General features: G+C 63.4%; 25 protein-coding genes. 13 read left to right on the top strand and 12 right to left on the bottom strand.

Annotated features, from left to right (window positions below; all coding sequences use genetic code 11):
* Positions 1-60 precede the first annotated feature (60 nt).
* Entirely contained in the window at positions 61-888 is an 828-nt protein-coding gene (locus tag ACSQ8R_RS07510) for a ferredoxin--NADP reductase (RefSeq protein ID WP_436252776.1), read from the top strand.
* A gap of 258 nt (positions 889-1,146) precedes the next feature.
* On the opposite strand, the gene ACSQ8R_RS07515 is transcribed toward ACSQ8R_RS07510, so the two are convergent.
* The 4 genes from ACSQ8R_RS07515 to ACSQ8R_RS07530 form a co-directional block, all read right to left on the bottom strand.
* Positions 1,147-1,587: a DUF3828 domain-containing protein gene (locus tag ACSQ8R_RS07515; RefSeq protein WP_436252777.1), complete on the bottom strand. Its 441-nt coding sequence runs from the start codon at positions 1,585-1,587 to the stop codon at positions 1,147-1,149.
* A 448-nt stretch (positions 1,588-2,035) separates the two neighbouring features.
* Positions 2,036-2,689, bottom strand: coding sequence for an SAM-dependent methyltransferase (locus ACSQ8R_RS07520; protein WP_436252778.1), 654 nt, complete (start codon positions 2,687-2,689; stop codon positions 2,036-2,038).
* Positions 2,690-2,901: 212 nt separating this feature from the next.
* Complete coding sequence (gene uvrB / locus ACSQ8R_RS07525) at positions 2,902-5,982, bottom strand: excinuclease ABC subunit UvrB (RefSeq protein WP_436252779.1); 3,081 nt, start codon at positions 5,980-5,982, stop codon at positions 2,902-2,904.
* Between the two features lie 92 nt (positions 5,983-6,074).
* Positions 6,075-7,994 (bottom strand): putative bifunctional diguanylate cyclase/phosphodiesterase, encoded by a 1,920-nt coding sequence (locus ACSQ8R_RS07530; protein ID WP_436252780.1) that lies wholly within the window; start codon positions 7,992-7,994, stop codon positions 6,075-6,077.
* 411 nt (positions 7,995-8,405) lie between these two features.
* Between ACSQ8R_RS07530 and ACSQ8R_RS07535 the strand changes: the two genes are divergently transcribed.
* Both ACSQ8R_RS07535 and ACSQ8R_RS07540 read left to right on the top strand, forming a co-directional pair.
* Positions 8,406-9,878: a DUF1800 domain-containing protein gene (locus ACSQ8R_RS07535; protein WP_436252781.1), complete on the top strand. Its 1,473-nt coding sequence runs from the start codon at positions 8,406-8,408 to the stop codon at positions 9,876-9,878.
* Positions 9,879-9,881: 3 nt separating this feature from the next.
* Positions 9,882-11,060, top strand: coding sequence for a DUF1501 domain-containing protein (locus ACSQ8R_RS07540; protein WP_436252782.1), 1,179 nt, complete (start codon positions 9,882-9,884; stop codon positions 11,058-11,060).
* 14 nt (positions 11,061-11,074) lie between these two features.
* Here the strand turns inward: ACSQ8R_RS07540 and ACSQ8R_RS07545 are convergent, their stop codons facing one another.
* The gene (locus tag ACSQ8R_RS07545; RefSeq protein WP_436252783.1) at positions 11,075-11,662 is read right to left on the bottom strand and encodes a hypothetical protein; all 588 of its coding nucleotides are present in this window, start codon (positions 11,660-11,662) and stop codon (positions 11,075-11,077) included.
* 14 nt (positions 11,663-11,676) lie between these two features.
* Positions 11,677-12,066: an acyl-CoA thioesterase gene (locus ACSQ8R_RS07550; protein ID WP_024164254.1), complete on the bottom strand. Its 390-nt coding sequence runs from the start codon at positions 12,064-12,066 to the stop codon at positions 11,677-11,679.
* Positions 12,067-12,270: 204 nt separating this feature from the next.
* Here ACSQ8R_RS07550 and ACSQ8R_RS07555 point away from each other — a divergent pair, with 204 nt between their 5' ends.
* The 7 genes from ACSQ8R_RS07555 (at position 12,271) to ACSQ8R_RS07585 (ending at position 19,889) form a co-directional block, all read left to right on the top strand.
* The gene (locus ACSQ8R_RS07555) at positions 12,271-14,109 is read left to right on the top strand and encodes a methyl-accepting chemotaxis protein (protein ID WP_436252784.1); all 1,839 of its coding nucleotides are present in this window, start codon (positions 12,271-12,273) and stop codon (positions 14,107-14,109) included.
* A 137-nt stretch (positions 14,110-14,246) separates the two neighbouring features.
* Positions 14,247-14,828, top strand: coding sequence for an NAD(P)H-dependent oxidoreductase (locus ACSQ8R_RS07560; protein WP_436252785.1), 582 nt, complete (start codon positions 14,247-14,249; stop codon positions 14,826-14,828).
* Positions 14,829-14,948: 120 nt separating this feature from the next.
* Positions 14,949-16,388, top strand: coding sequence for an extensin-like domain-containing protein (locus ACSQ8R_RS07565; protein ID WP_436252786.1), 1,440 nt, complete (start codon positions 14,949-14,951; stop codon positions 16,386-16,388).
* Positions 16,389-16,397: 9 nt separating this feature from the next.
* Complete coding sequence (locus tag ACSQ8R_RS07570) at positions 16,398-16,721, top strand: MmcQ/YjbR family DNA-binding protein (protein WP_436252787.1); 324 nt, start codon at positions 16,398-16,400, stop codon at positions 16,719-16,721.
* 551 nt (positions 16,722-17,272) lie between these two features.
* Positions 17,273-18,091, top strand: a complete 819-nt coding sequence (locus ACSQ8R_RS07575) for a sulfite exporter TauE/SafE family protein (RefSeq protein ID WP_436252788.1) — start codon at positions 17,273-17,275, stop codon at positions 18,089-18,091.
* A gap of 101 nt (positions 18,092-18,192) precedes the next feature.
* Positions 18,193-19,131 (top strand): ABC transporter ATP-binding protein, encoded by a 939-nt coding sequence (locus ACSQ8R_RS07580; protein ID WP_436252789.1) that lies wholly within the window; start codon positions 18,193-18,195, stop codon positions 19,129-19,131.
* Positions 19,128-19,889, top strand: coding sequence for an ABC transporter permease (locus ACSQ8R_RS07585; protein ID WP_436252790.1), 762 nt, complete (start codon positions 19,128-19,130; stop codon positions 19,887-19,889). Before ACSQ8R_RS07580 ends, ACSQ8R_RS07585 begins: the two co-directional genes overlap by 4 nt.
* A gap of 27 nt (positions 19,890-19,916) precedes the next feature.
* Here ACSQ8R_RS07585 and ACSQ8R_RS07590 read toward each other — a convergent pair whose 3' ends face one another.
* The gene (locus ACSQ8R_RS07590) at positions 19,917-21,140 is read right to left on the bottom strand and encodes an MFS transporter (protein ID WP_436252791.1); all 1,224 of its coding nucleotides are present in this window, start codon (positions 21,138-21,140) and stop codon (positions 19,917-19,919) included.
* A gap of 136 nt (positions 21,141-21,276) precedes the next feature.
* On the opposite strand from ACSQ8R_RS07590, the gene ACSQ8R_RS07595 reads away from it, so the two are divergent.
* On the top strand, positions 21,277-22,215 hold the full coding sequence (locus ACSQ8R_RS07595; protein ID WP_436255402.1) for an AraC family transcriptional regulator: 939 nt from the start codon (positions 21,277-21,279) through the stop codon (positions 22,213-22,215).
* 2 nt (positions 22,216-22,217) lie between these two features.
* Here ACSQ8R_RS07595 and ACSQ8R_RS07600 read toward each other — a convergent pair whose 3' ends face one another.
* Genes ACSQ8R_RS07600 through ACSQ8R_RS07610 form a run of 3 tightly spaced genes read right to left on the bottom strand, consistent with a single transcriptional unit; the run spans position 22,218 to position 23,948 of the window.
* Positions 22,218-22,922, bottom strand: a complete 705-nt coding sequence (locus ACSQ8R_RS07600; protein ID WP_436252792.1) for a TIGR02281 family clan AA aspartic protease — start codon at positions 22,920-22,922, stop codon at positions 22,218-22,220.
* A complete protein-coding gene (locus tag ACSQ8R_RS07605; RefSeq protein WP_436252793.1) occupies positions 22,919-23,152 on the bottom strand; it encodes a DUF1289 domain-containing protein in 234 nt (77 codons plus the stop codon). The genes ACSQ8R_RS07600 and ACSQ8R_RS07605 overlap by 4 nt, the downstream gene beginning before the upstream one ends.
* A 19-nt stretch (positions 23,153-23,171) precedes the next feature.
* The gene (locus ACSQ8R_RS07610) at positions 23,172-23,948 is read right to left on the bottom strand and encodes an adenosylcobinamide-GDP ribazoletransferase (RefSeq protein WP_436255403.1); all 777 of its coding nucleotides are present in this window, start codon (positions 23,946-23,948) and stop codon (positions 23,172-23,174) included.
* A gap of 110 nt (positions 23,949-24,058) precedes the next feature.
* Between ACSQ8R_RS07610 and cobT the strand changes: the two genes are divergently transcribed.
* Both cobT and ACSQ8R_RS07620 read left to right on the top strand, forming a co-directional pair.
* On the top strand, positions 24,059-25,078 hold the full coding sequence (cobT, locus tag ACSQ8R_RS07615; protein WP_436252794.1) for a nicotinate-nucleotide--dimethylbenzimidazole phosphoribosyltransferase: 1,020 nt from the start codon (positions 24,059-24,061) through the stop codon (positions 25,076-25,078).
* Positions 25,079-25,085: 7 nt separating this feature from the next.
* On the top strand, positions 25,086-25,478 hold the full coding sequence (locus ACSQ8R_RS07620; protein WP_436252795.1) for a diacylglycerol kinase: 393 nt from the start codon (positions 25,086-25,088) through the stop codon (positions 25,476-25,478).
* A gap of 9 nt (positions 25,479-25,487) precedes the next feature.
* Here ACSQ8R_RS07620 and ACSQ8R_RS07625 read toward each other — a convergent pair whose 3' ends face one another.
* Both ACSQ8R_RS07625 and ACSQ8R_RS07630 read right to left on the bottom strand, forming a co-directional pair.
* Positions 25,488-25,784, bottom strand: a complete 297-nt coding sequence (locus tag ACSQ8R_RS07625) for a type II toxin-antitoxin system RelE/ParE family toxin (protein ID WP_436252796.1) — start codon at positions 25,782-25,784, stop codon at positions 25,488-25,490.
* A complete protein-coding gene (locus ACSQ8R_RS07630; RefSeq protein WP_113129522.1) occupies positions 25,763-25,993 on the bottom strand; it encodes a hypothetical protein in 231 nt (76 codons plus the stop codon). The genes ACSQ8R_RS07625 and ACSQ8R_RS07630 overlap by 22 nt, the downstream gene beginning before the upstream one ends.
* Between the last annotated feature and the right edge of the window lie 31 nt (positions 25,994-26,024).

Here is a 26,024-nt window from a genome sequence, read left to right on the forward strand (position 1 = left end):
GGGCCATATGGTATATTTCGCTTCTGCGAAAAAAACGACGAGACGAAGAGACCGATAGGCATGAACGCTCCAGCAAAGACGGAAGAATTCGCAGTGGCCCAGGCTCCGGCAAAAATCCCGGACGGCGTTTATGCCGAGACGGTGCTCGCCGTCGAGCATTATACCGACCGCCTGTTCCGCTTCCGCATGACCCGGCCGGCCGGTTTCCGCTTCCGTTCGGGCGAGTTCGCGATGATCGGGCTGATGGTCGGCGACAAGCCGGTCTACCGCGCCTATTCGATCGCCAGCCCGGCCTGGGACGAGGAGCTGGAATTTTTTTCGATCAAGGTGCCGGACGGCCCGCTGACCTCGCACCTGCAGCTGATCAAGCCGGGCGACACGGTGCTGATGCGCAAGAAGCCGACCGGCACGCTGGTGCTCGATGCGTTGACGCCCGGCAAGCGGCTCTACATGTTCTCGACCGGCACCGGCATCGCCCCCTTCGCGAGCCTCATCCGCGACCCCGAGACCTACGAAAAATTCGAGGAAGTCATCCTCACCCATACCTGCCGCGACGTCGCCGAGCTGAAATACGGTCTCGACCTCGTGGAGGAAATCAGGAACCACGAATTCCTGGCGGAGATCGTCGGCGACAAGCTCAAGCATTACCCGACCGTGACCCGCGAGGAGTTTTCCCATAAGGGCCGTATCACCGACCTGATCGAGTCGGCCAAGCTGTTTTCCGACCTCGGCGTCCCGGCGCTCGACCCGGCCGTTGACCGCGGCATGATCTGCGGCTCGACCGCGATGCTGAAGGACACCAAGGACCTGCTCGAAAAGGCAGGCCTCGTCGAAGGTTCCAACAACAAGCCCGGCGAATTCGTCATCGAAAGGGCGTTTGTGGGGTGAGATGCGACGGCCTTCGGCCGGCAAAACGCTCCAGTGGAGCGTTTTGAGCCTCGAACGCCCTGAGCTAAAGCGAAGGGCCGGGGGCGGTGCGTCATACGCGACCCCCTTACGCATCTCCACGATCGCGGAGCCCTCCGCGCAGGACGCGATGAAGCCCTGGTTTCCTCCCTTATCCTCGGGCCAAGCCCGAGGACGACGAAGGAGCAGGGCTGCCTCAAAGGAACCGCCGAAGACGCCTTTCAAGAAAGACCAGACACCCTACTGCCCAAGAAGGTCGCGAAGGCTCCAGGGGTCGTCGCCGGACTGGTCGGCGATGTCGTCCACCTTCCAGCCGCCGTTTTCGCGCACCAGAGTGTAATAGAGCGTCGCGGACCGTTTGCCGTTGCGGAACGACACTTCCAGTTCGGCCGTGTCGCCGAGGATGATCGGCGGGGAAAGCCGGACATTGCTGGCGACGCCATCCTGCCCGGCCAGGATCGGATCGAAATCCACCGCCTCGCCATTCGCCGCCAGGCTCTCGTTGAGCGCATCGGAAAAATAGGCGGAATAGGGCGAGGGCGCATCGTCCTCGGCCGGATCGATCGTGTCGGCATAGAGCGATTTGATCACCGCCTGCGGGGATGCGTAGGTGCGCGCCTCGGCGGCGGTTGCGGCCAGCAGGGGGAAGAGCAGGGCGAAGACGATGGTTGGCATGCGCATGGGTGAAGTCGTCTCCGTTTGGATATGAGGGGATGGTTAAGCGAGGGAGGGGGAAGGTACGGTGCATGCGGGTGCATAGGAAAGTAGAAATTTTCCCGCATGGGTAGCGCGTCCACGGCAAATCTGATTATTTAACGATAGGCAACTTATTCTTTGAGCTGGAGAGATATAGTGGGCAGCGGTTTCCGAATTACGAGTGAAGCGGAGCTTTCCGAGGCGGTACTTAAAATATTAAAAGACATGCCAAATGGACAAGCTCCCTATAGCCACCTTATCTCCGAAATACCTAAAATATTAGAACTTACAACGGCGGATCGAGCTCCATCTATCAAGCGCCCTCTGGAGCAGATGTGGGAGCAACGTGTCCGCAACATCCGGTCGCATAAAGGCGCGGATGGGAACTACATAACTAACGGCCGGCTTAGGGGAGTTAAAGGTGGCCTTCAGATTACGGAAGTGGGATTGAAGCATCTCGAGAGAAAACGTTAAAGTAATCTTCTCGTTTTTCGAGAGATTTCCGGCAGGGGGGTATCCAAGTTAGCTGGGAACCGCGATTTTCAGCATTTTTAAACCAGACGAACCAAGCGTACCCAGTTGCAGTGGAAGCTTTTGGATCTACGCGCCCTTTTACCATTGGCACCCTCTCACAGAACTGAGCAAATAGGGTCGGAGGATTATTACTGAAAATACTTTCGTATCGCCCAACGCTTTCAAGGAACACAGTTCGCGCCAATATTGCGACCCCGTGCCTAGCTACAGACATCGCGCGTTCAAAAAACTCTTCCGCCAGTCGAAAGGGAGGGTTAGTGATAACCCAATCATGCGAGAGCGCCTCATAGGGGTATACTAGGAAGTCACGCACCTGCGCAAAGCCGTATGGGTATGCATCCGCCGAGTCCACGTGGCCAAAATACTCTTGCAACGGGCGGGTCATATAACCTCTACCCGCTGCAGGTTCTAAACAAGTCATTCCAGTAATTTTATCAGGTCTAATGACATGCTCAACTAAGGCGCGTGTTGCCCATGGAGGAGTGGGAAAGTCGTCGGGGCTGTCTTTGGCCTCAAAGCGTTGAGCCATAACAGCATGAGATGTGTTCTGCATATCAATCCCCACAATTTACGGTAAGCTATCCTTCGAAACTTGAGTGTAGCTGTCGGCTCAATGTGAGGCGAACTTATGGTCCAAACAATTACAGCCTAATCGCCGCGAAGGGGTTGGGGATTTTCGGCATTCTACAAAAATTCTTTGAAAAGTCCGGACCGCAGACTATGCGCCACCGGCTGTGATTTCATATGCTTCAATTGTCTTTTTATTCACCGCCCCGGTCGCCCGGTTTTCCCCTTCGTCCGGCTCTTCCGCTTCTGCTCCCCACCATCCTCATAACTCCCCGCGCCGATCTTGCCGCGCACGAGGGGGCGGGGGTCGTCGGTGGATCCTCGGGTCGGGCCCGAGGATGACGACGGAGAGGTTGTCGATGACGGCGGCGGCGATGACGGTTTCGGCGGCAGCTTGCCGGTGACCGGTTTCTCGGTGCGACCGACGGTCATTTCGTCGAGGTCGTTCCTGCGGAACAGCGACTTTTTCGAGGGTTCGGCGATGTTGCGGCCCATCTCGTCGAGCTGCGGCTTGCGGAACAGCGGCGTCGCGGTGTCGGTGCCCGGGCCCATGTCGTCGAGGCTGGGTTTGGCGAAGAGGGAAGCCGAGGGTGTGGCTGCACCCCCCTCTGTCCTACCGGGCATCTCCCCCTCGAGGGGGGAGATCGACTCGGAGCGGCCCCTGGATCCACCTTTGGCCTTGCCTCCGCCGCCGCCTTCGACGGCGCGGGCCTCGTCTCTCGCGATCGGGTCGTCCATGACGGCGAGTTCGGCGGCCTTGAGGCGTTTGATCTCGTCGCGCAGGCGGGCGGCCTTTTCGAAGTCGAGGTCGGCGGCGGCGTCGCGCATCGATTTTTCCAGCGCGTTGAGATGGGCCTGCAGGTTGTTGCCGACCAGGTGGCCGCCATCCGCAAAGCCCTTGCCGGAGACGCCGGAAATGTCGGCGCGGACGTGGTCGCGTTCGTAGACCGAGTCGAGGATGTCGGAGATCCTTGCCTTCACCGATTCCGGCGTGATGCCGTGCTCGATATTGTAGGCCATCTGCTTTTCGCGGCGGCGGGCGGTCTCGTCCATGGCGCGCTGCATCGAGCCGGTGATCTTGTCGGCATAGAGGATGACCTTGCCGTCGACGTTTCGCGCCGCACGCCCGATGGTCTGGATGAGGGACGTCTCCGAGCGCAAAAAACCTTCCTTGTCGGCGTCGAGGATGGCGACGAAGCCGCATTCGGGAATGTCGAGGCCTTCGCGCAGCAGGTTGATGCCGACCAGCACGTCGAAGGCGCCCAGCCTCAGGTCGCGGATGATCTCGATGCGCTCCAGCGTGTCGATGTCGGAATGCATGTAGCGCACGCGAACACCCTGTTCGTGCAGGTATTCGGTGAGGTCTTCCGCCATGCGCTTGGTCAGCACCGTGCACAGCGTGCGATAACCCTTCTGGGCAGTCTCGCGGATCTCGCCGAGCACGTCGTCGACCTGGGAACGGGCGGAACGGACTTCCACCGGCGGGTCGATCAGGCCGGTGGGGCGGATCACCTGTTCGGCGAACACGCCGCCGGACTGTTCCATTTCCCAGGCGCCCGGCGTCGCCGAAACGGCGACGGTGAGCGGCCGCATCGCATCCCATTCCTCGAAACGCAGCGGCCGGTTGTCCATGCAGGACGGCAGGCGAAAGCCGTATTCGGCAAGCGTCGCCTTGCGGCGGAAGTCGCCGCGATACATGCCGCCGATCTGGCTGACCGAGACATGGCTTTCGTCGATGAACAAAAGCGCGTTGTCGGGGATGTATTCGAACAGGGTCGGCGGCGGCTCGCCGGGATTGCGGCCGGTGAGGTAACGCGAATAGTTCTCGATGCCGGCGCAGGAGCCGGTCGCCTCCAGCATCTCGATATCGTAGCGGGTGCGCTGCTCCAGCCGCTGCGCTTCGAGCAGGCGGCCGCCCTTTTCCAGCTCGGCTAGCCGCAGCTTCAGCTCTTCCTTGATCGCCTTGATGGCGCCGTTCAGGGTCGGGCGCGGGGTGACATAGTGCGAATTGGCGTAGATCTTGACGCTTTTCAGGTCGCCGGTCTTGTGGCCGGTAAGCGGGTCGAACTCGGTGATCGCATCGATCTCGTCGCCGAACATCGAGATGCGCCAGGCGGCATCCTCAAGGTGGGCCGGGAAGATCTCGATGGTATCGCCGCGGACGCGAAAAGAGCCGCGCACGAAATTGATGTCCTGGCGCTTATATTGCTGGGCGACGAGGTCTGCCAACAATTGACGTTGATCCAATCGGTCGCCGACCGACATCTGGAAGGTCATCGCCGTATAGGTCTCGACCGAGCCGATACCGTAGATGCAGGAAACCGAGGCGACGATGATGCAGTCGTCGCGCTCCAGCAGCGAGCGGGTCGCCGAGTGGCGCATCCGGTCGATCTGCTCGTTGATCGAACTCTCCTTCTCGATGAACGTGTCGGAGCGCGGCACATAGGCTTCCGGCTGGTAATAGTCGTAATAGGAGACGAAATATTCGACCGCGTTGTCGGGGAAGAAGTTCTTGAACTCGGAATAGAGCTGCGCCGCCAGCGTCTTGTTCGGCGCGAGGATGACGGCCGGGCGCTGGGTCGCCTCGATCACCTTGGCCATGGTGAAGGTCTTGCCCGAGCCGGTGACGCCGAGCAGGACCTGGCTGCGCTCGCCGGAATTGATGCCCTCGACAAGGTCGCGGATGGCGGTCGGCTGGTCGCCGGCGGGCTCGTAGTCGGAGGCCATGCGGATCGTGACGCCGCCCTCGGATTTTTCCGGCCGGGCGGGGCGGTGCGGCGTCCACAGCTTGCCGTCCTTGAACAGCGGATTGCCGCTCTCGATCAGCGCCGACAGGGCTTCCACGGTGGCGGTGACCGAACCGGTGGCGAGGCTGCCGGCCTCTTCCAGCGACACGTCCATGCCGGCGACCGGGTTGAGGCCGGCGCGGGCGCGCGTCTTCGGATCGGAGGAGGCGCCGATCGACACGCCGCGGGCGGTCTTCGAGGCGGTGGTGTTTTTCGCCGTCGTCGGGGCGCTCTTCCGGGCGGCCTTGATGGCTTCCTCACGCGCCGCGATCTCGATCTTCTTGCGGTGCTTGCCGGCCTTGGAGGCGATCTCGCGCTGCGTCTCAACGCCGGAGGCCTCCGCCTCGGCTTCGAGCTGCTTCACCCAGTCGGAGACGCTGCCAGCCAAGGGACCGGAGAGCGGCGCGCCCTCGAACGACGATTGCGGGGCTTCCTCGAAACCGTTGTGATTTTCCGGGTTCGAGGCAGGCGATTTTTTCGATGATCTGGCCATGCCGCGAATATGGAGAGAGTCATCGCGAAAGTGAAGAGGGCGGGGGTCACAAAACCAGTACAAATCGGAAACGGATTTCTGCGCGGGACGCGTCAGGCCACCCGGCGTTCGGTAAGGGCGCGGCGGCTTTCGATCCAGCCGGGGATGCGTTCCGGCGGCATCGGGCGGCCGAAGAAATAGCCTTGGGCGAATTCGCAGCCGAGGCTGCGCAAGGTATTGGCCTCTTCCTCGCTCTCGACGCCCTCGACCACCACTTCCATCGACAGCGCCCGGCCGAGGCCGACCAGGGCGCCGACGATCTCCTGGTTCTGGCGGCTGAGATGCACGCCGGTGATGAAGCGCCGGTCAATTTTCAGCCGATCGACCTTGAGGGCGACGAGATAGGCGAGCGAGGAATGGCCGGCGCCGAAATCGTCGACCGCCAGCTTGTAGCCGGAGCGCTCGATGCGCTTCAGCTGCTCGCCGGCGACCAGCGTATCGAGGATCGCCTCCTCGGTGATCTCGATCTCGAACAGCGCCGGGTCGATGCGGTGGGCGCTGGTGATGCGGTCGAGCACGTCGGTGACCGAATAGAGGTCGAACTCGCGCGGCGAGACGTTGATCGCGACGGTCGCGCGCGGCAGGCCGAGCGAGGGCAGGCGGGCGAGCAGGCCGCAGGCGGCTTCGGCGATGGTTCCGGTCAGCCGGTCGGCAAGATTGGCGGCCTGGGCGGCGGCGACGATTTCCGGCGGCGCGATCGGTCCGAGATAGGGATGGTGCCAGCGCACCAGCGCCTCGAAGCCGGTGATCTCCCGCGAGCCGAGATCGACCTGCGGCTGGAACCAGGCTTCGATATCGCCGGCATCGAGCGCATCGGCGAGTTCCTGCTCGATCTGGTTCTGGCGGTCGGCCTGGGAGCGGAAGGCGGGCTCGAATTCGCGCCACTGGCGCCGGCCGCCGTCCTTGGCCCGGTAGAGGGCCATGTCGGCGCTGATGAACAGGTCTTCGGCCGTATCCGCATGCAGCGGAAAGAACGCAAGTCCGATCGAGGTGCCGACCACGGTCGGCTGGCCTTCGAGCATGACCGGCTGGCGGCTGCGATCGAGGATGCGTGCGGCCAGATCGCGAGCGCGCTCCCCCGCATCGGAGCCGCCGAGAATGATCGCGAACTCGTCGCCGCCGAGCCGGGCGATGGTGCCCCTGCCGTCGATGGCCGAGCGCAACCGGTCGCTGACTTCGACGAGCAGGGCGTCGCCGGCGCTGTGGCCGAGCGTATCGTTGACCATCTTGAAACGGTCGAGATCGAGGATGAGGAGGGCGAGCTGCTCCTCCGCGGTCCGGGCGGTGGAAATCCCCGTATCGAGGGCGGCATTGAAGGCGGCACGGTTGGCAAGCCCGGTCAGCGGATCGCAACTGGCAAGGACTTCCAGCCGGTAGTTGGCGCGCAGGATATCCGAGTTGGCACAGGAGAGCGAATCGGCAAGCGCCGTCGCCTTCAGCTTGCCGAGCACGTTGCCGACGAAGGTCGCCTCGCTGGTGCGGCTGCTGCGGATCAGCACCATCGTCAGCGCCACGACGTCGATGGTGAGGAGCCAGCCGCCGGCGCTGCCGCTGACGGCGAGCGAGACCATCACGGAGATGTTGGGCGGTATCGCGAATGCCAGGGAAACCGGATTGTGTCCGACGCCCATCAGCACCGCGCCGGTCGCCATGCCGCACATGATCAGATAGAGGCCGCTGTTTCCGCCAAGCGCACTGAAATCGGGCACGGTCAGCGGAAGAGCCGCCCAGGCAAGGCCGCTGACCAGCGCCCCGAAGGTCAGGACGTGGAGTGCCTGTTGCGGAGCATGTTCCACGGTCTCCCAACGCGACAGGATCGAGGCCAGAACGACGCGCAGGACCAGGCTTGCGATCACCGCCGTGAACCAGAGGCCGGCCGAAAGCGTCAGGCCACGGTCGATCGTGGTGACGAACAGGGCGGAAGCGGATATCGCGGCATTGGTGGCGAGCGTCGAGGTGAGGCGTTCGAGCATGGTCGAAGCCTGTGCTCGCTTCACGTCCAATGCGAGAGCCGGGTCGATTTGACCTGTTCTGAAGTCGGCTTCCATAGATCCGCCCGGGCTGGAGTTCCTGACTCAATCCCAGCACTATCGAACGGCGACGATAAGAAAGTCTTGCTTTCGGGAGATCTTCTTCACGCCGACCAATTTATCCTAAATGAAGATGTAATCGTCCGCCGTCTGCGCCTCAATATTGAGCGAATGCCTTCGGGTTGTTCCGATCCCTCGGTAAATCCGGCAATATATTCGATTTCTCGCGTCGCGCTGGAACTTCCGGGGCGGTCACGAATTACAAATTGTCCATGTCACGAAATGGCCGCAATTCCTGTTGGTTTCCACCACATTTGTTCGGGACTCTGAGCGGGTCCAACGAGGAGTGATTGAATGGCTCTTCCCAACCCGGCCCTAGCTGCCATCCGATACGGTTATGGTCTTCGTCCCGGCGAAGAGCCGCCCCGTGATGTCGGGGCGCTGCTGCGGCAGATCGAGGAAGGGGCTTCCGAAAAGCCCCGTTTCCCGCGCGAGGGCCTGACTGGCCGGCTGGACACTGCAACCCGCGTCGTCTCGCTGCTCGCCGCCGAGGCGAAAGCCCGCAAGGCCGGAAATCCGAATGAAGACGTCCGCAAGGCAACCCAGAACGAGGCCCGGCGCATCTACCGGCAGGATGCCATGGCGCGGCTTGCCCAGGCGATCCATTCGCCGCTCGGCTTCTATGAACGTCTCGCGAGCTTCTGGGTCGACCATTTCTCGACCAGCGTGATGAAGTCGCTGCCGATGCGGATGATCGTGCCGCTCTACGAGGCGCAGGCGATCCGCCCCAATCTCGGCGGTTCCTTCACCGGGCTGCTGTCCGCCGCCATCCTGCATCCCGCCATGCTGATCTATCTCGACCAGGACCAGAGCGTCGGGCCGGATTCCGTCGCCGCCCGCAGGAACGGCCGCGGCCTCAATGAAAACCTCGGCCGCGAATTGCTCGAACTCCACACCCTGGGCGCCGGCAGCGGCTATACCCAGGACGATGTGCGGGCCGCGGCGCTGATCCTGACGGGACTTTCCGTCGATAATCGCGCCATGCAGGTCGTCTATCAGCCGCGGTTCGCCGAGGCGGGACCTGTCGATCTGCTCGGCCGGACCTATCGGGACGACGAGGGCGACGGTCAGGACCACGTGCTGATGCTCGAAGATCTGGCCGCCAACCCGAAGACCGCGCAGCATATCTGCGGCAAGCTCGTGCGGCATTTCATCGCCGACGACGCGCCCGAGGAGATCGTCGCGGCGATGGTCACGGCCTGGACGAAGAGCCGCGGCAATCTGACCGAAGTCTACCGCGCCATGCTCGACCATCCGCGTGCCTGGTCGGATCCCGGGCAGAAGATCAAGCAGCCGTTCGAATTCGTGGTGTCCGGTTTCCGCGCGCTCGATCTGCCGGAGAGGAATTTCGCCAACCTCTTGCGCGACATGGACGACGGCGACGATGACGAAAGCCCGGTCCAGAAGGCCATGGACCTGACCGGCATGGCGGCGAGGGAAGATACCAAGAAGAAGGCGGGGCGTGCCAATGCCCTGACGCTCGGTGCCCTGCAGCGCATGGGACAGCCGATCTGGCAGCCGCCGAGCCCCGCGGGTTTCGCGGACGAAGCGAGCGCATGGCTGACCCCGAGCCAGCTGAGCGAGCGAATTTCATGGTCGCGAATGGTTGCGCGCATCTTCGGGCAGAAGATGGAGCCATCCGTCTTCCTTCAGGCAGCACTTGCCGAAGCCGCCCATCCCGAGACCGCGAGGATCATCGCGCAGGCGCCCAACAAGGTGCATGGCATCACGATGGTGCTGGCGTCCGCAGAGTTCAACAGGAGGTAGACGATGAGCTTTGACAATGGCTTCCGGCTGTCCCGCCGCGGCTTCCTGGCCGGCGCCTGCTGCGTCGCGGCGGCTCCCATCCTGACGCCGGTGAGTTTCGCGGCCATGCCCGGCGACAACCGTTTCGTGACGATCATCCTGCGCGGCGCCATGGACGGGCTCGATTTCGTCCAGCCCTATGGTGATCCGGCCTACGCGGCACTGAGGCCGAAGCTCGGCTTGAGGCCGGATACCGGCCTCATCGATCTCGATGGTTTCTTCGGCCTCAACCCGGCAGCCTCCGCGCTGATGCCGTTGTGGCAGGCGGGCGAACTCTCCTTCGTGCACGCGGTCTCGACGCCCTATCGGGACCAGCGTAGCCATTTCGATGGCCAGGACATGCTGGAGACGGGCGGCAACGGCAAGGGCGAACGCACCGGCTGGCTGAACCGCACGCTCGCGGTCATCCCTCGCTCGAGCGACCGCAAGGCGATCGACATCAACACCTCGATGGAACTGATCCTCAGCGGTCCGAACGAGGCCGACTCCTGGTCGTCACAGAGCAATTTCGCGCTGGCGCAGGACGAGATCGCCTTTCTCGACCGGCTGTATGCCGGCGACCCGGCGTTTGCCAAGGCGATGGAGGAGGCGAAGAAGACCGACATGTCGGCGGACTCGCTTTATGGCGATGCCAAGCGGGGTGCCGGCATTGCTGACATGGCGAAACTCGCCGGCGGCATGCTGCGCGAGGACTACCGGATCGCCAGCTTCTCGATCAACGGCTGGGATACCCATGTGGGCCAGCAGGGACAGTTCAAGAAGGCGGTCGGCGATCTTTCGACCGCGATCGTGACGCTGAAGGCAGCGCTCGGCGAGGACGCCTGGAAGAAGACCGCCGTGCTGGCGATGACGGAATTCGGCCGCACGGCCCGCGAAAACGGCACCAACGGCACCGACCACGGAACCGGCGGGCTTGCGGTGCTCGCCGGCGGAGCGATCCCGGGCGGCAAGGTTCTGGGCAAATGGCCGGGCCTTTCCGAAGACAAGCTGCTCGACCGCCGCGACCTGATGCCGACCGGCGACGTGCGTGAGGTCGCCGCCGCCATGCTCTACAGGCAGTTCGGCATCGAGCCCGACACTCTCACGGCCAAGGTTTTTCCCGGATTGAGCTTCGATACGTCCTCGGCCTATCTGAAGGGCTAGGCGGCGGGGTGCGCCTAGGTCAGGAAATCGTAGACGCGGAAAATCCAGTAGAGCTGGTAGACCAGCGCAAAGATGACAAAGCCGACGTGATAGCGACGGTTTGCGGTCGTCGCGGCGATGATCGCGAGCAGGAAATAGATTGCCGTGCGGGCCGGATATTCCACCCCGAGCGAAGCGAAATAATCCCAGCCCTTCAGCGCCGTATCGACGACGTCGGTGACGAGCATCCCCGCCAGGAAACCGAAGAACCAGGTCCGTCGCGACAGGAAATAATGTTCGTAACTGTCGTAGTCCTGCATCGAGGTGGGGAAGAGCAGGGCGCAGAGGAAGAAGAACAGCGCACAGAAGGCGATCAGGAAGAGATAGGCCGCAAAGCCGATCACCGGCAGGGCGTGCAGCCGGTATTCCCACCACCAGAAATGCACCAGGAACAGGAACATGAACGCCACCCAGCCGAGATGGACGGGGTAGATGCGCGCGGCGCGCGGATGCTGGACGATGCCGGCAAGGCCGTTCAGCAACCGTGCCAGGCTGAGGCTGACCACCATGCCCATGACCACGCGGATATGCGTGAATGTCTCGGTGGCGGTTGCGGCGTCCATGGCGGTTCCCCGATTTATTCCTCGGCCGGCACCGGCACCGGGCGGCCGTCCTCGTCGAGAGCCACCATGATGAAGGTTCCTGCGGTGACTTTCTCGATCATCCGGTGGCGCGCCCGTTGCGCCCAGGCTTCCACAGTCAGCGTGATCGACGAGCGCCCGACGCGGGTGATTTCCGTGTAGATGTTCAGCGTATCGCCGATCTTCACCGGCAGTTCGAAGGCCATTTCCTTGACCGCCGCGGTGACCACGCGGCCGCGGGCGCGCTCGGCGGCGCGGATGCCGCTCGCAAGGTCCATCTGCGCCATCACCCAGCCGCCGAAAATATCGCCGGCCGCGTTGGCATCCGCCGGCATGGCGAGCGTCCGGAGCGTCAGTTCGCCGGTCGGCTTGGCATTTTCGGTCATGTTTTTCTCTCTCGGGTTTGGGGACGATTCCTCCCTGCGGAAGACTATCTGGAAGTGGGAGAGAAGAAAACTCCATGAAAAAAGCCATCCGAATCAATAATTTAGGCATATCTAATTCACGTAAGCCGCGATTCTGGGAGGCTTCACCACTTGATAACCGTCAACCGTTAGAATTTAAGCCGATTTGCAAATAAGGGGGGTCTCATGCAACGTCTCGCCATTTCCTGGCGCCTTTATAGTCTTGTGCTTCTGTCGCTGGTCATCCTCGGCGGCGCGATGGTCTTCAGCCTGTTCCAGAGCTATGCCTCGTCCGAACGGGAGCGCAAGGCGGGCCTTGCCCAGATGAACGACGTGGCGCTGACCGTGCTCAAGAAATACCAGGCCCTCGAAGCCTCCGGCGCCATGACCCGCGAGCAGGCCCAGACCGAGGCCAAGGCCGTCATCTCGGTGATGCGTTATGGCGAGGGCAGCGGCTATTTCTGGATCAACGACATGCTGCCCCGGATGATCATGCATCCGATCAAGGCCGAACTGAACGGCAAGGACCTGTCCAACGACAAGGACCCCAACGGCAAGTTCCTGTTCGTCGAATTCGTCAATACGGTGAAGGCGAGCTCGACCGGCAAGGGTTTCGTCGACTACTACTGGCCGAAGCCCGGCGCCGAGCAGCCGGTCGAGAAATATTCGCATGTCGCCGGTTTCGCCCCCTGGGGCTGGATCGTCGGCACCGGCGTCTATGTCGACGACCTGCACGCCATGTTCCGTCGCGACGCGATCAACTTCGCCTCGATGTTCGGTATCGGCGCGCTGGTGCTGATCGCCGGCGCGACGTTTGTGGTGAAGACCGTGACCGGCCCGATCGGCAAGATCAAGCAGGCTCTGCAGTCGATCGCATCGGGCGAGGCGCGTGTCACCGTGCCCTGCACAGAACAGAAGAACGAGATCGGCGACATGGCCCGGGCGCTCTCCGTGCTGCGCGATTCGGTCGACGAGCGTGTCCAGCTACAGGCGCGCGAGGCTGAGCAGGCCCGCATGATCGCCAGCGAGCGCTCCGACAACGAGCGGACGATGACGGCAGCCGCCGAACGCCAGGGACGCGCGATCGGCGAACTCGGCCGGGCGCTCGAGGCGCTGGCCGGGGGCGACCTTTCGGTGGCGCTGGCCGATATCGGCGAGGACTATGCGAAACTCCGCCACGATTTCAACGCGGCGGTCGGTTCGCTGCACCAGGCGATCGCGGCGATCTCCGAGACGAGCCTTGTCGTGCGTGACAGCGCTTCCGACATTTCCGGGGCGACGGGCCATCTGTCCAAGCGCACCGAACAGCAGGCGGCGGCGCTCGAGGAGACTGCGGCGGCGCTCGACGAAATCACCGCGACCGTCCGCACCGCGTCGGAACGGGCGGTCGAGGCCCGCACCATGGTCAGCGAGACCAAGGACAGCGCCGGCCGTTCGGGCGAGATCGTCCGTAATGCGATCGACGCCATGGGCCGGATCGAGGAGAGCTCCAACCGCATCAACCAGATCATCTCGGTGATCGACGAGATCGCCTTCCAGACCAACCTGCTTGCGCTGAATGCCGGCGTCGAGGCGGCTCGGGCGGGCGAGGCGGGCCGCGGTTTTGCGGTCGTGGCGCAGGAAGTGCGCGAACTGGCGCAGCGTTCCGCCAATGCCGCCAAGGAGATCAAGACGCTGATCGGCAATTCCGCCCGCGAGGTGGAAGGCGGCGTGGCGCTGGTTCGCTCTACCGGCGACGCGCTGGTCGAGATCGCCACGCTGGTCGAGCGGGTCAACGCCCATGTGGACACGATTGCGACGGCGGCCCGCGAACAGGCGACCGGGCTTCAGGAGATCAACTCCTCCGTCAACCACATGGACCAGATGACCCAGCAGAACGCGGCGATGGTCGAGGAAACCACTGCGGCGAGCCAGACGCTTGCCGAACAGAGCCTGCACCTGCAGGGCCTCCTGTCGGCCTTCAGGCTCGCTGACGGCGGCCGTGGAGCCACCTCCGGTCATGCGTCCCGTGCCCGCGCCGCCTGATCCGCACTGATCACCGCTGAGAAACACAGGCCGCCGGCGCGACAAGCCCGGCGGCCTTTTGATGCCGGCCGCATTGACGAAGATCAAATACGCGAACCTCCGTTGTCCCTAACGCTGGGGCACCTTCAACGGAGAATATGATGACGAGGATCGTGATCATCCAGGGACATCCGGACGCCGCCGAGCCGCACCTCTGTCATGCGCTGGCCCACGCCTATGCCAGGGGAGCCGAGGCCGGCGGACATTCGGTCGAGCGCATCGAGCTTGCCCGGATCGGCGTGCCGTTCCTGACCTCGCAGAAGGAGCAGCAACACGGGACGCTCAGCCCGCCGATCCTCGACGCGCAGGTGAAGATAAGACGGGCGGATCACCTCGTCTTCGTCTATCCGCTCTGGCTCGGCTGCATGCCGGCTTTGGTCAAGGCGTTCCTGGAACAGGTGGCGCGGCCAGGCTTTGCCTACGACACGTCGCGGGGACCGTTCGACAGCGGTCTTCTGAGCGGCAAGTCGGCGCGGGTGGTGATCACCATGGGCATGCCCGCCTGGTATTACAGGATCGTCTACGGCTGCCACAGCCTGAAGGCGCTGAAAGTGGGCATCCTGCATTTCGCCGGCATCCGGCCGGTGCGCGCGGCCTTTGTGGGCATGGTCAATGCCGGGAATTTCAATGGCGCGAAATGGATCGCCAGGATGGAGGCCATGGGGAGGCGGGCGTCCTGAAACGATCTTGAATTGCATCGAAAGGTCACGAAAGAGCCTTGATTTCTCAAAGGTTCATTTACCGACTTTGCCTAAACTCCCTGTGTGTGTCATTTCGGCACCGGAAGAGTGGCAACTGGTATGGCGTATGCTCCTTTTTCTCGGCGGGTGATCGGCTCGCTGATGATCCCGACAATGCTGGCCGCCTGTTCCGCCGGGGATCTCGTTCCGCCCGCGCCGATCGACAACGGCCGGGTCGGGGCGATCCAGCCGATGCGCGACATCCCGCGCGAACCCGTCTCGCAACAGGCCTATCCGACGAGCGCCGCGCCGGTTTCGCAGGCAAGCGGCGTCGATTACGCAAACACGCCAAACCTCGCCGGCACCGGCTATTCCAATTCGGCCTATCCAGGTTCCGGCTCCGATGACGGCGGCCATTACCTGCGGGCGCCGGCTCAGGTGCAGTCCGCGCCCTTGAATGCACCCGTGTCGCAGCAACCGTCCGCCGCGCGCCAGGGCCGCCTGCCGATGATCGACAGCGACGAGGCGATGCAGCAGCAGGCATCCGTCGGGCAGCGCAATGCGACCCGCAATGTCGGACCGATGACCATTCCGGAGGAGGGCGTCAACATCGACGCCGAGCTCGGTTTCGGTCCCGACGAGAGCGACGTGACGGGACTTGCCGAAGAGCAGGATTCCGATATCGCCGAAGGTGTCGGCGACCAGCCCGTCGTCGACGGCATCGGCACCGACAATCCGCGCGCGCTGCAGCCCCGCCGCCAGCCGATCTCGCAACCAATGAACGGCGACGACCGGGTGATCGTGCCGCCGAAGCGCCAGGGCGCCGGCCTGCAGGGCGACCTCACGAACAACGCCATGACATGGAGCGATGGGTCGCGCGTCATCCCGCCAAGCAGGGCGCCTGCCGGCACCCAGCAGGTGGCGATGCTGCGGCCCAACAATCCGATGAGCGACAGCGGCCCGATGAGCCAGCGCGACATGCCCTGGCAGCGCGATGTGATGCCGCGGTCGGAAGTGAGCTGCCGTGCGGAACTGAGGCGGCTCGGCGTCGAATTTGACGACCGGCCGCCCATCGATGCAGGCCCGAGCTGCAGCGTGCCCTATCCGGTGAAGCTCTCCGGCCTCTCCGGTAATATCGACGTCAAGCCGGCGGTCACGCTGAACTGCCAGACGACGCTCGCCTTTGCCAAATGGGTGAAGAACGAGCTCGCGCCCTCCGCCCGTTACCGTTATCTCACCGGCATCCAGAAGATCGTGCCGATGGGCGGCTATTCCTGCCGGCGGATGAACAACAGCAACCAGCGCTACAACCCGATGTCCGAGCACGCCAAGGGCAACGCCATCGATATCGGCCAGATCGTGCTGAAGGACGGCCACGAGATCGACGTGCGCAAGAAGGGCCTGTTCTCGATGCGCGAAGGCGGTCTCCTGAAGGCGGTGCGCAGCGACAGCTGCAAATATTTCAACACCGTGCTCGGTCCGGGCAGCAATGCGGAACACTGGAACCATTTCCACTTCGACCTGCGCTCCCGCAGGAGCGGCAAGCGCTACTGCAACTGAGGTCCGACGATGGCCGATGCCGACATGCTCCGCAGTCTGGCCCTCTCTCTGGAAGAAACGTCCGAAGCGCCGCATTTCGACAGGGCGGCGTTCAAGGTCAGGCGCATCTACGTGACGCTGGCGGCCGATGGTCTGACCGCGAACTTCAAGTTCACGCCGGACGAGCAGCAGATCAAATGCGAGATGCTGCCGGACGCCTTTTTGCCGGTCCCGAATGCCTGGGGCCGTCAGGGCTGGACGACGGCGGTTCTTTCGGAATTGCAGGAGACGGATCTCCGCGACGCGCTGGAAACGGCGTGGCGGCATGCGCTTCCGGGCAGAGGTCGAACCTGAGCCTCACCCCGCCGGATACGCCCGAGACATGGCGCAGCCGCGAACCTGTGGACATTAATCGTCCATAAACCATATCCGGCAACCAAACTGGAACCATAAGCGGCGGCGACGCAAGAATGGCGACGCCGCAGTCCGCCCCCCCCGCGGCTTACCCCTACTGCGGCAACGGGATCCGGCGCGCAGACCAAGCCCATGGCGCGCCGGGTCTCACTCTGTCACCTGAAGAGGATTGGACCTCGCAACCAAAAAGAAAGCCGGCTCAGGGAGCCGGCGAGGGTGGAGGTGAGGCTCGCGGGGAGGAGCCGTGCTTCCGGTTACTCAAGAGCTTGTATTTAAAAACACTGCACATGCGGCAAGCGGAAACGAAAAGGACTGAAACACTCTGGTCATGACGGTCGCGCGAGAGGTTACGTGCGGCGTAAAAGGCGGGACCGTTGCTTGCCTGGTGGGGACAATGCTGTAAGAACGTCACGGAAAAATGACAGCGGCAGTGGATGAACCTCCTTCTTCGGACCCGATGTCGGACCCGATGTCGGACTGGAGACCGGAACTTGTCCATCGCAACGCTTTTCCCGTTCATCCTGGCGCTTCTGGCCGGCGGCGCAGTCGCTGGAATTCTCGCCGGCATGTTCGGAATCGGCGGCGGTGCGATCCTCGTGCCGATCTTCTTTCATGTCTTCGGGCTGCTCGGCATTCCGGAGGACGTGCGCATGCAATTGGCGCTCGGCACGTCGCTGGCGATCATCGTGCCGACCTCGATCCGCTCCTATATGGCGCATCGGCAGCGCGGCGCGGTCGATACCGATCTGCTCAAGGGCTGGATCGTCGCGGTGCCGCTCGGCACGCTGATCGCAACCGTCATCGCCGCCAGGGCGACCAGCGCCGAACTGCAGCTGATCTTCGCGGTCATCGCGCTGGTGCTCGCCTTCCGGATGATCTTCAACCGTGCGAGCTGGAAGCTTGGCGACGACCTGCCGGGCAATTCCATCAAGTTCCTGGTCGGTACCGGCATCGGCATCCTGTCCGGCCTGATGGGGATCGGCGGCGGTATCCTCAACAACACGTTCATGACGCTCTACGGCCGGTCGATCCACCAGGGGGTGGCGACCTCCTCGGGCGTCGGCGTGCTGATTTCGTTGCCCGGGCTCGTCGGTTATGTCTGGGGCGGCTGGGGGAAGCCAGGCCTGCCGCCGTTCTCGACCGGCTATATCAACTGGCTGGCCGTGGCGCTGCTGATCCCGATCACGCTCTACATGGCGCCGATCGGTGCGCGGCTTGCGCATGTCATGTCGAAGCGGCAGCTCGAGATCGGCTTCGGCATCTTCCTGATCGTCATCTCGGCGCAGTTCTTCACGTCGATTATCCTCTGAAACCGTCAGCAATATTCTTCCACGAGGGATGGTTTCGGAGGTTTGCGTGCCTATATTCGCGGCGCATCCCGAAAATCGATTCCTAAAGAAGACCGTTCCCCATGGCGTCAGTCGTTTCCATAGATAAGCTTACCAAGACCTACGAGAACGGGTTCCAGGCGCTCAAGGGCGTCGACCTGGAGATCGAGGAGGGCGAAATCCTGGCGCTTCTCGGCCCGAACGGCGCCGGCAAGACGACGCTGATCTCGATCATCTGCGGCCTCGTCAATCCTTCGACCGGCAAGGTGCTGGTTGGCGGTCACGACGTCGTCAGGGACTTCCGCCAGACCCGTTCGCAGATCGGCCTGGTGCCGCAGGAACTGACGACCGACATGTTCGAGACGGTCTGGAACACGGTGAGCTTTTCCCGCGGCGTCTATGGCAAGAAGCCGAATCCGGTGCTGGTCGAGAACATACTCAAGGAGCTGTCGCTCTGGAGCAAGAAGGACAGCATGCTGCGCGAGCTTTCGGGCGGCATGAAGCGGCGGGTGATGATCGCCAAGGCGCTTTCCCACGAGCCGAAAATCCTTTTCCTCGACGAGCCGACCGCCGGCGTCGACGTCAACCTGCGCCGCGAGATGTGGCAGCTTGTCGAGAAGCTGCGCGCGAGCGGCGTCACCATCATCCTCACCACCCACTATATCGAGGAGGCGGAAGAAATCGCCGACCGGGTGGGTGTCATCAACGGCGGCAAGCTGCTGCTGATCGAGGAAAAGGAGGCGCTGATGAAGAAGCTCGGCCGCAAGCAGTTGCGGCTCGAACTGTCCGAACCGCTGAGGGCGCTGCCCGAAAGCCTCCGGGCCTACAACCTGACGCTTTCCGAAGACGGAACGGCACTGGTGCACGAATACCAGGGCGAGGAGGGGCAGGGCACGATCGCCGCGCTGCTGTCGACGCTTGCTGCGCAAGACATCCATTTCCGCGATCTTTCCACGCGGCAGAGTTCGCTCGAGGATATTTTCGTGGCGCTGGTGGGACAGAAAGTCGGAGAAAACGCATGAATTTCGAAGCGATCAAGTCGATCTATCTGTTCGAGATGGCCCGGTTGCAGCGCACGCTGCTGCAGAGCGTCATCTCGCCTGTCATCACCACCTCGCTCTATTTCATCGTCTTCGGCACCGCGATCGGTTCGCGCATCCAGACGGTCGAGGGGGTCTCCTACGGGTCGTTCATCACGCCCGGGCTGATCATGCTGACGCTATTGACGCAATGTATCAGCAACGGCTCGATCGGCATCTACTTCCCCAAATTCACAGGCACGATCTACGAGATCCTGTCGGCGCCGGTTGCGATGACCGAGATCATCATTGGTTATGTCGGCGCGGCGGCGACCAAGGGGTTGATCATCGGGGTGATCATCCTCGCCACCGCCTCCTTCTTCGTCGAGATCCGCATCGCCCATCCGTTCATGATGGTGCTTTTCCTGGTGCTGACGGCGATCACCTTCAGCATGTTCGGCTTCATCATCGGCATCTGGGCGAAGAATTTCGAGCAGCTCAACATCATCCCGATGCTGGTCGTGCCGCCGCTGACCTTCCTTGGCGGCAGCTTCTATTCGATCAACATGCTGCCGCCCTTCTGGCAGACGGTCAGCCATTTCAATCCGGTCCTCTATCTCGTCTCGGGCTTCCGCTGGAGTTTCTACGAGATCGCCGACGTCAATCCGATGATCAGCCTCGGCATGGTCGGCCTGTTCCTGGTGATCTGCCTGTCGATCCTCGGCTGGATCTTCAAGACGGGTTACCGGCTGCGCAACTGACCGCAGCCGATAACCGTTTGAAGCGGCTCAGCCCTGGCTGAGCTGCACCTGGCGGCCGCCGCGCACGACCATCACCGATGAGCCGAGGATGGATGCGATGCCGAGGAAGGTCATCACGCCGAGCGGCCCTTGCGCGTCGATCAGCAGGCCGCCGAGGACGGCGCCGCTGGATATGGCGATCTGGAAGGTCGTCAGCAGCAGGGCGCCGGCGCTTTCCGCCTCGTCGGGGGCGGCCCGGGTGATGTAGCTCTGGATGCTGACCGGCAGGGCGCCGAAGGCAAAACCCCAGAGCGCGATGGCGACCGCTGCGGCCGTCGTCGAAGCCCCGAGGGTAACGAGCAGCACCGAGGCCACCGCGATCAGGCCGGAGGCGAAGACAACCCCAAGCGTCGAACTGCGCTCGGTGATGATGCCGCCGGCGATATTGCCGAAGAAACCGCCGACGCCATAGGCGAGCAGGACGAGCGAGACCATCTCGACGCCAAGCCGCGGAACCTCTTCCAGATAGGGGCGGATATAGGTGAAGCCCGCGAAATGGCCGGCGACGATGAGCAGCGTCGCGATGAGGCCGATGCGGATCTTCGGCCGCTTGAGGACTTCGGCCAGCGTGCCGAGCCCGGCGTGGCCGGCAGGCGGCAGCGAAGGCACCGTGACGGCCTGCGCCAGCAGCGCCAGCACGCCGACGGCGCCGGCGAGCACGAAGGCCGCCCGCCAGCCGAGCGTGGAGCCGATATAGGCGCCGAGCGGTGCTGCCATCACGGTCGCCACCGAGACGCCGGTGAAGATCATCGCCATGGCGCGCGGCAGGTGGTTCATCGGCACGAGCCGCATGGCAAGCGCCCCCGCCATGGCCCAGAACCCGCCGAGCCCGATGCCGAGCAGGACGCGCGACACGAGCAGTACGGTCAGGCCGTTGGCAAGGGCGGCCAGTGCGCAGGAGAGGATAAGAAGGGCGGTCAGCCCGAACAGCGTCCAGCGCCGGTTGAAGCTGCGGGTGCCGATCACGACGCCGGGGCCGGCGAACGCGGCGACTACCGCGGTTACCGTCACCGTCTGCCCGGCGATGCCGGGGCTGATGCCGAGATCGGCGGAAATGGGCGTGAGCAGGCTCGCCGGCAGGAATTCCGCCGTCACGAGGCCGAAGACGCCGAGAGTGAGCGCGACGACCGCGTCCCACCGTGCCCTGGCCGATGTGTTCGGGGACGACGTGTCGCGCACGGCGTCGTCCTCATCGAAAGTGCTGTCAGTCATGGTCATGTCCTGTCTTGGGAGGTGGCACGGAGCACCGTACCGGGAGGATGGACCAGACTTAGGCGTGACAGCCTGTACTTTCCATGCTAGAAAATCCGATATGCTTGACCGTTCGTCCAAGGAAATCCCGTTAGAGATCGCCGATCCGCTCACCGAGATGCTGCGGGGGTTAAGGCTCGACGGCGTCGAATACGGACGCTGCCGGCTCGCTGAGCCCTGGGCGACCTCATTTCCGGCCCAGGAGGCGGCACGTTTCCATTTCATTTCATCGGGCTCCGCATGGCTGCAGACCCCTTCGGGCGAATGGCTGGAATTGCGGGCAGGGGATGCGGCTCTTCTTCCACGCGGCGATGCGCATGTGCTGGCAAGCGTGCGGGGGCTGACACCGTTGCCCTTCGACCGGTTCGGGCGCAAGGAAGTCTGCCAGGGCGTGTTCGACGTGCAATGCGCCGATGCCTGTGGCGGCACCGTGGCGCTGACCGCCTCGATGCGCTTCAACATCGACAAGCTGCACCCGCTGCTGCAACTGATGCCCGAGGCGATGCTGACCAGCGATCTCGCCAGGAACGAACCGTCGATCCCGCATCTGCTCGACGCGATGGCGCGGGAAGTGGACATGGACCGGGTGGGAGCCGGCGGCATTCTCGCCCGGCTCGCCGACGTCCTGACCGCGACGCTGATCCGCACCTGGGTCGAACACGGCTGCGGCGACACGACCGGCTGGATCGCCGCGGTGCGCAACCCCGAAGTCGGCCGCGTGCTGGCCGCCATCCATCTGCAGCCGGACCGAGACTGGACCGTCGCGGCACTGGCGCGGTTGATGGGCGCTTCGCGATCGGGCTTTGCCGAACGCTTCCTCAAAGTGGTCGGCGAAACGCCGGCACGTTACGTCGCGCGGGTGCGCATGCACCAGGCGCGGCAATGGCTGCGCGACGGCGAACGCGTCGCGACCGTCGCCGAACGGCTCGGTTATGATGCCGAAGCCTCCTTCAGCCGCGCGTTCAAACGCATCATCGGCACGCCGCCGAGCCATTTCCGGAAAAATGGCGGCGAGGCCATCCGGGATTTCGGCTGACGTCAGTCTCGCAATCTGAGCTCGTCGGTCTGCATCTGCAGGGAGCCGAGGGTGGAGAGAAAGCTCATGCCGAGCAGGCTTTCGCCGAGCCGTCCGTCTTCGGCCACCATCGCCCGGATGTTCTTCCGCACGATCGGGCCGATGGCGACTTCGTCGAGGCGGACCGGGGCGGCCATCGCCCGGCCGTTGGCGGTCATCACCGTGACTGAAAAATTGAGGTTCTGCGGATCGAGGCCGATGGTACGCGCATCATTGTAGGAAAGCACGACGGTGCTGGCGCCGGTATCGACCAGCATCGGCAGAACCTTGCCCTGCACGCTGACATTGGTCTGGAAGTGGCTGCCCTGGGTCTTGTGAATGATCACCTCGTTGCCGCCTTCGCTCGTCGTCACCACGACGGCCGTGCCGGGCAGCAGGCCGGCGGTCACCCTTGCGGCGACATTGCGAGCGTCGTCGCGATAGAGATAGGCGGTGACCAGTCCGAGGATGATCAGCAGCCAGATGGCGAGATTGCGCAGCACTTCCCCGGCATGGCCGCGCCGGCCGGCCAGAATGCCGACCGACAGAAGACCGGCGATCGGCAGGAGGTAGATGATCCGGCCGAAACTGTCGTTGTCGATTCCGAAGGTCTGCCCGGTATCGTGGTTGAAGATCAGAAGCGCCAGGCCGATGCCAAGCACGATGAGAATGCCGGTGAGCGCGTTCATACGGTGTCGCGTTCCTTTGCCGGACGCTGCGCCAAACGCTGCCGGCGCGTCTCCCGCCGTGGCTTTCTCTCGACGGTTTCCAGCCGTGCGGGCAGAGCTTCCATCAGCGCGCGGCGCTCCGTATCGGTATAGTCCATCCAGGCGGCGATCTCGTCGCCCGTGCGTCCGCATCCGAAGCAATAGCCGGTCTTCAGGTCGATCGAACAGACAAGGGTACAGGGTGAAATCATGCCCCAGTATATCGGGGTTTCATGCCGCAAGAGCAAGAGTGGCGAGCATGGCGATCTCGCTCAATTGTTGAGTAGCGCCGATCGTATCGCCCGTATGGCCGCCAAGTTTCTGACGCACGAAGCGGGTGAAGCCAAAACCGGCGAGTGCCGCCACGATCAGTGACAGAAGCACTTTCGGCAGGCCGAGAACGGGGACGAGGAGCACGAGCGCGATGGCCGCGCCGGTGAAGAGCGCCACATTGCGGGCGCCGTCCTCCGGAAAGCCGGCGCCAGCCGCGACGCCGCTTTCCCTGGCTGATGGCAAGGCACGCCAGTGGGCGACCATCACCGCGCGGCTGACGGCAGCAACGGCGAGCATGGCGAGCGCCGTCGTGACCGCATCCTGGCGGAACAGCGCAGCAAGCGCCGCGGCGCGCAGGCCAAAGGAAAGCACCAGTGCTACGACGCCATAGGCGCCGATGCGGCTGTCCTTCATGATAAGAAGCGCGTGATCCTTGTCCCGCCCGCCGCCGAGGCCGTCCGCCGCATCCGCAAGACCGTCCTCATGGAGCGCGCCGGTCAGAACTGTCAGCACGGCAAGCGAAAGCAGGCTGACGAGCAGCGGATCACCGGACTGCAGCAGGATGAGAGCGAGCGCAGGCAGTGCCGCGATGATCAGTCCCGCGACCGGAAAAGCCCGTACTGCCCGCGAGATCGTGCCGTCATGGCCGCGAAAGAATCGATCCTGCACCGGCAGGCGACTGAGAAACCCGACCGAGCGGGCAAGATCCGCGATGAATTCCGTTGCGTTTGGCAGTTGTTCCGCCCTCTCGACCCGACTATGAGTTTGCGCACAGAAGCGCGATTTGCCGGGAAAGACAAGTTTTCCCGTCGCGATACGAGACCGAGTTACAAGAGAGATTTTCCATGAGCGTGAGCGGCCTGCCTTTCGACGATTTCCGTGTCCTGCTGCAGAACCTTCCCGGGCCGGATCCGCGGGCGCTGGTGGCGGCGCGCGAGCGCGACGCGCAGCTCACCAAACCGCCGGGCGCGCTTGGCCGGCTCGAGGAAATCGCCTTCTGGCTGGCCGCCTGGACGGGCAGAGCGCCGGCCGTCAATCGGCCGCTGGTGGCGATCTTCGCCGGCAATCACGGCGTGACGAGGCACGGCGTGACGCCTTTCCCGTCGTCGGTGACCCAGCAGATGGTCGAGAACTTCGCGGCCGGCGGGGCGGCGATCAACCAGATCTGCGTCACCCATGATCTCGGCCTGAAGATCTTCGATCTGGCGCTCGATTACCCGACCGGCGACATTACCAGCGAGGCCGCCCTTTCCGAGCGCGATTGCGCCGCGACCATGGCCTTCGGCATGGAGGCGATCGCCGGCGGCACCGATCTTCTGTGCATCGGCGAAATGGGTATCGGCAACACCACGATCGCCGCCGCCATCAACCTCGCGCTCTATGGCGGCGAGGCGGAGGATTGGGTCGGTCCCGGCACCGGTTCGCACGGCGAATTCATGGAGCGCAAGATCGCCGCGGTGAAGGCTGCGGTCGAATTCCACAAGGACCACTTGAGCGATCCCCTGGAGATCCTGCGCCGCCTCGGCGGCCGCGAGATCGCCGCCATCGCCGGCGCGATCCTGGCCGCCCGGGTCGAAAAGATCCCGGTCCTGCTCGACGGTTATGTGGTGACGGCCGCGGCCTCCATCCTCAAGGCCGCCAATCCGGCAGCGATCGATCACTGCCTGATCGGCCATGTTTCCGGCGAGCCGGGACACCTGCGTGCGATCGAACAGCTCGGCAAGACGCCGCTTCTGGCGCTCGGCATGCGCCTCGGCGAGGGCACCGGGGCAGCGCTCGCCGCCGGCATCGTCAAGGCGGCCGCCGCCTGCCATTCCGGCATGGCGACCTTCGAGCAGGCCGGCGTCAGCAACAAGAGCCATTGAGCCGCGGATGGGGAAGACACCGGTCGACAGCAATATCGAGAAGGCGACCGGCATCCGCCGGGTGGTGGCCGCATTCCGCTATTCCACGCAGGGCCTCACGCGCCTGTGGCAGGAGGAGGCCTTTCGCCACGAGCTGATCGCCGGCGCGGCCGGTGTCTTGCTGTTCGCGCTCGTCGGCGCCGGCGCGCTCGATTATTTCGTGTTCGCCATCCTGATGCTGGTGCTGTTTGCGGTCGAATCGCTGAATACCGCGATCGAGGAACTGGTCGACTGCATCTCGCCGGAAATCTCCACCGTCGGCCGCCACGCCAAGGATCTCGGCTCCTTCGCGGTCTTCTGCCTGCTGTGTGCGAACGGGTTTTTTGCGCTTTATGTGGTGGTCAGGAGCGTGTGGACGTGAGGTTGGCGATTACTGTTGGATTTTGCGAGACGTATGGCGGAAGCGCTGAACTATGATTTCGTCGACGCCAACGCGGTAGTAAACCGTGTAGGGATAGGGTTTCAGAAAAAAGCGGCGGGTATTTTTTCTTGGCGTGGTGCTTCCCGCGAACGGTTGCTCGCTCAAGAACATAAGCGCGCCGCGGATGCGTGCAGCGACATTGTCTGCATCTTGCGGAGAGTGGCTGCCGATATAGGAGATCGCCTCGTCGATTTCACGGAGAGCTCTGGTCGTGTATCGAAGCTTCACAGGCCGTACTTTGCCCACATGGCGCGGACCTCTTCCTCGGTCGCAATCTCCCCGCGTTCGATCTCCCGATCAGCCTCTTCCAGGTCAGCCTCTTCCTCCGGCGTAAGCTGATAGACGGCTCCGTCGTCCTCACCCATGAGCCTCAGAAGAATACCCGCGATCTCATCCTGCATTTCGGCAGGAAGTTCCCTGGCTGCTTCGATGGCGCGGTCGAGAAGTTTGGTCATGGCGGCAGTATGCACGCAAATCGGCCGGTGC

The organism is Neorhizobium sp. LjRoot104 (assembly GCF_964253725.1).
Lineage (GTDB): Bacteria > Pseudomonadota > Alphaproteobacteria > Rhizobiales > Rhizobiaceae > Neorhizobium.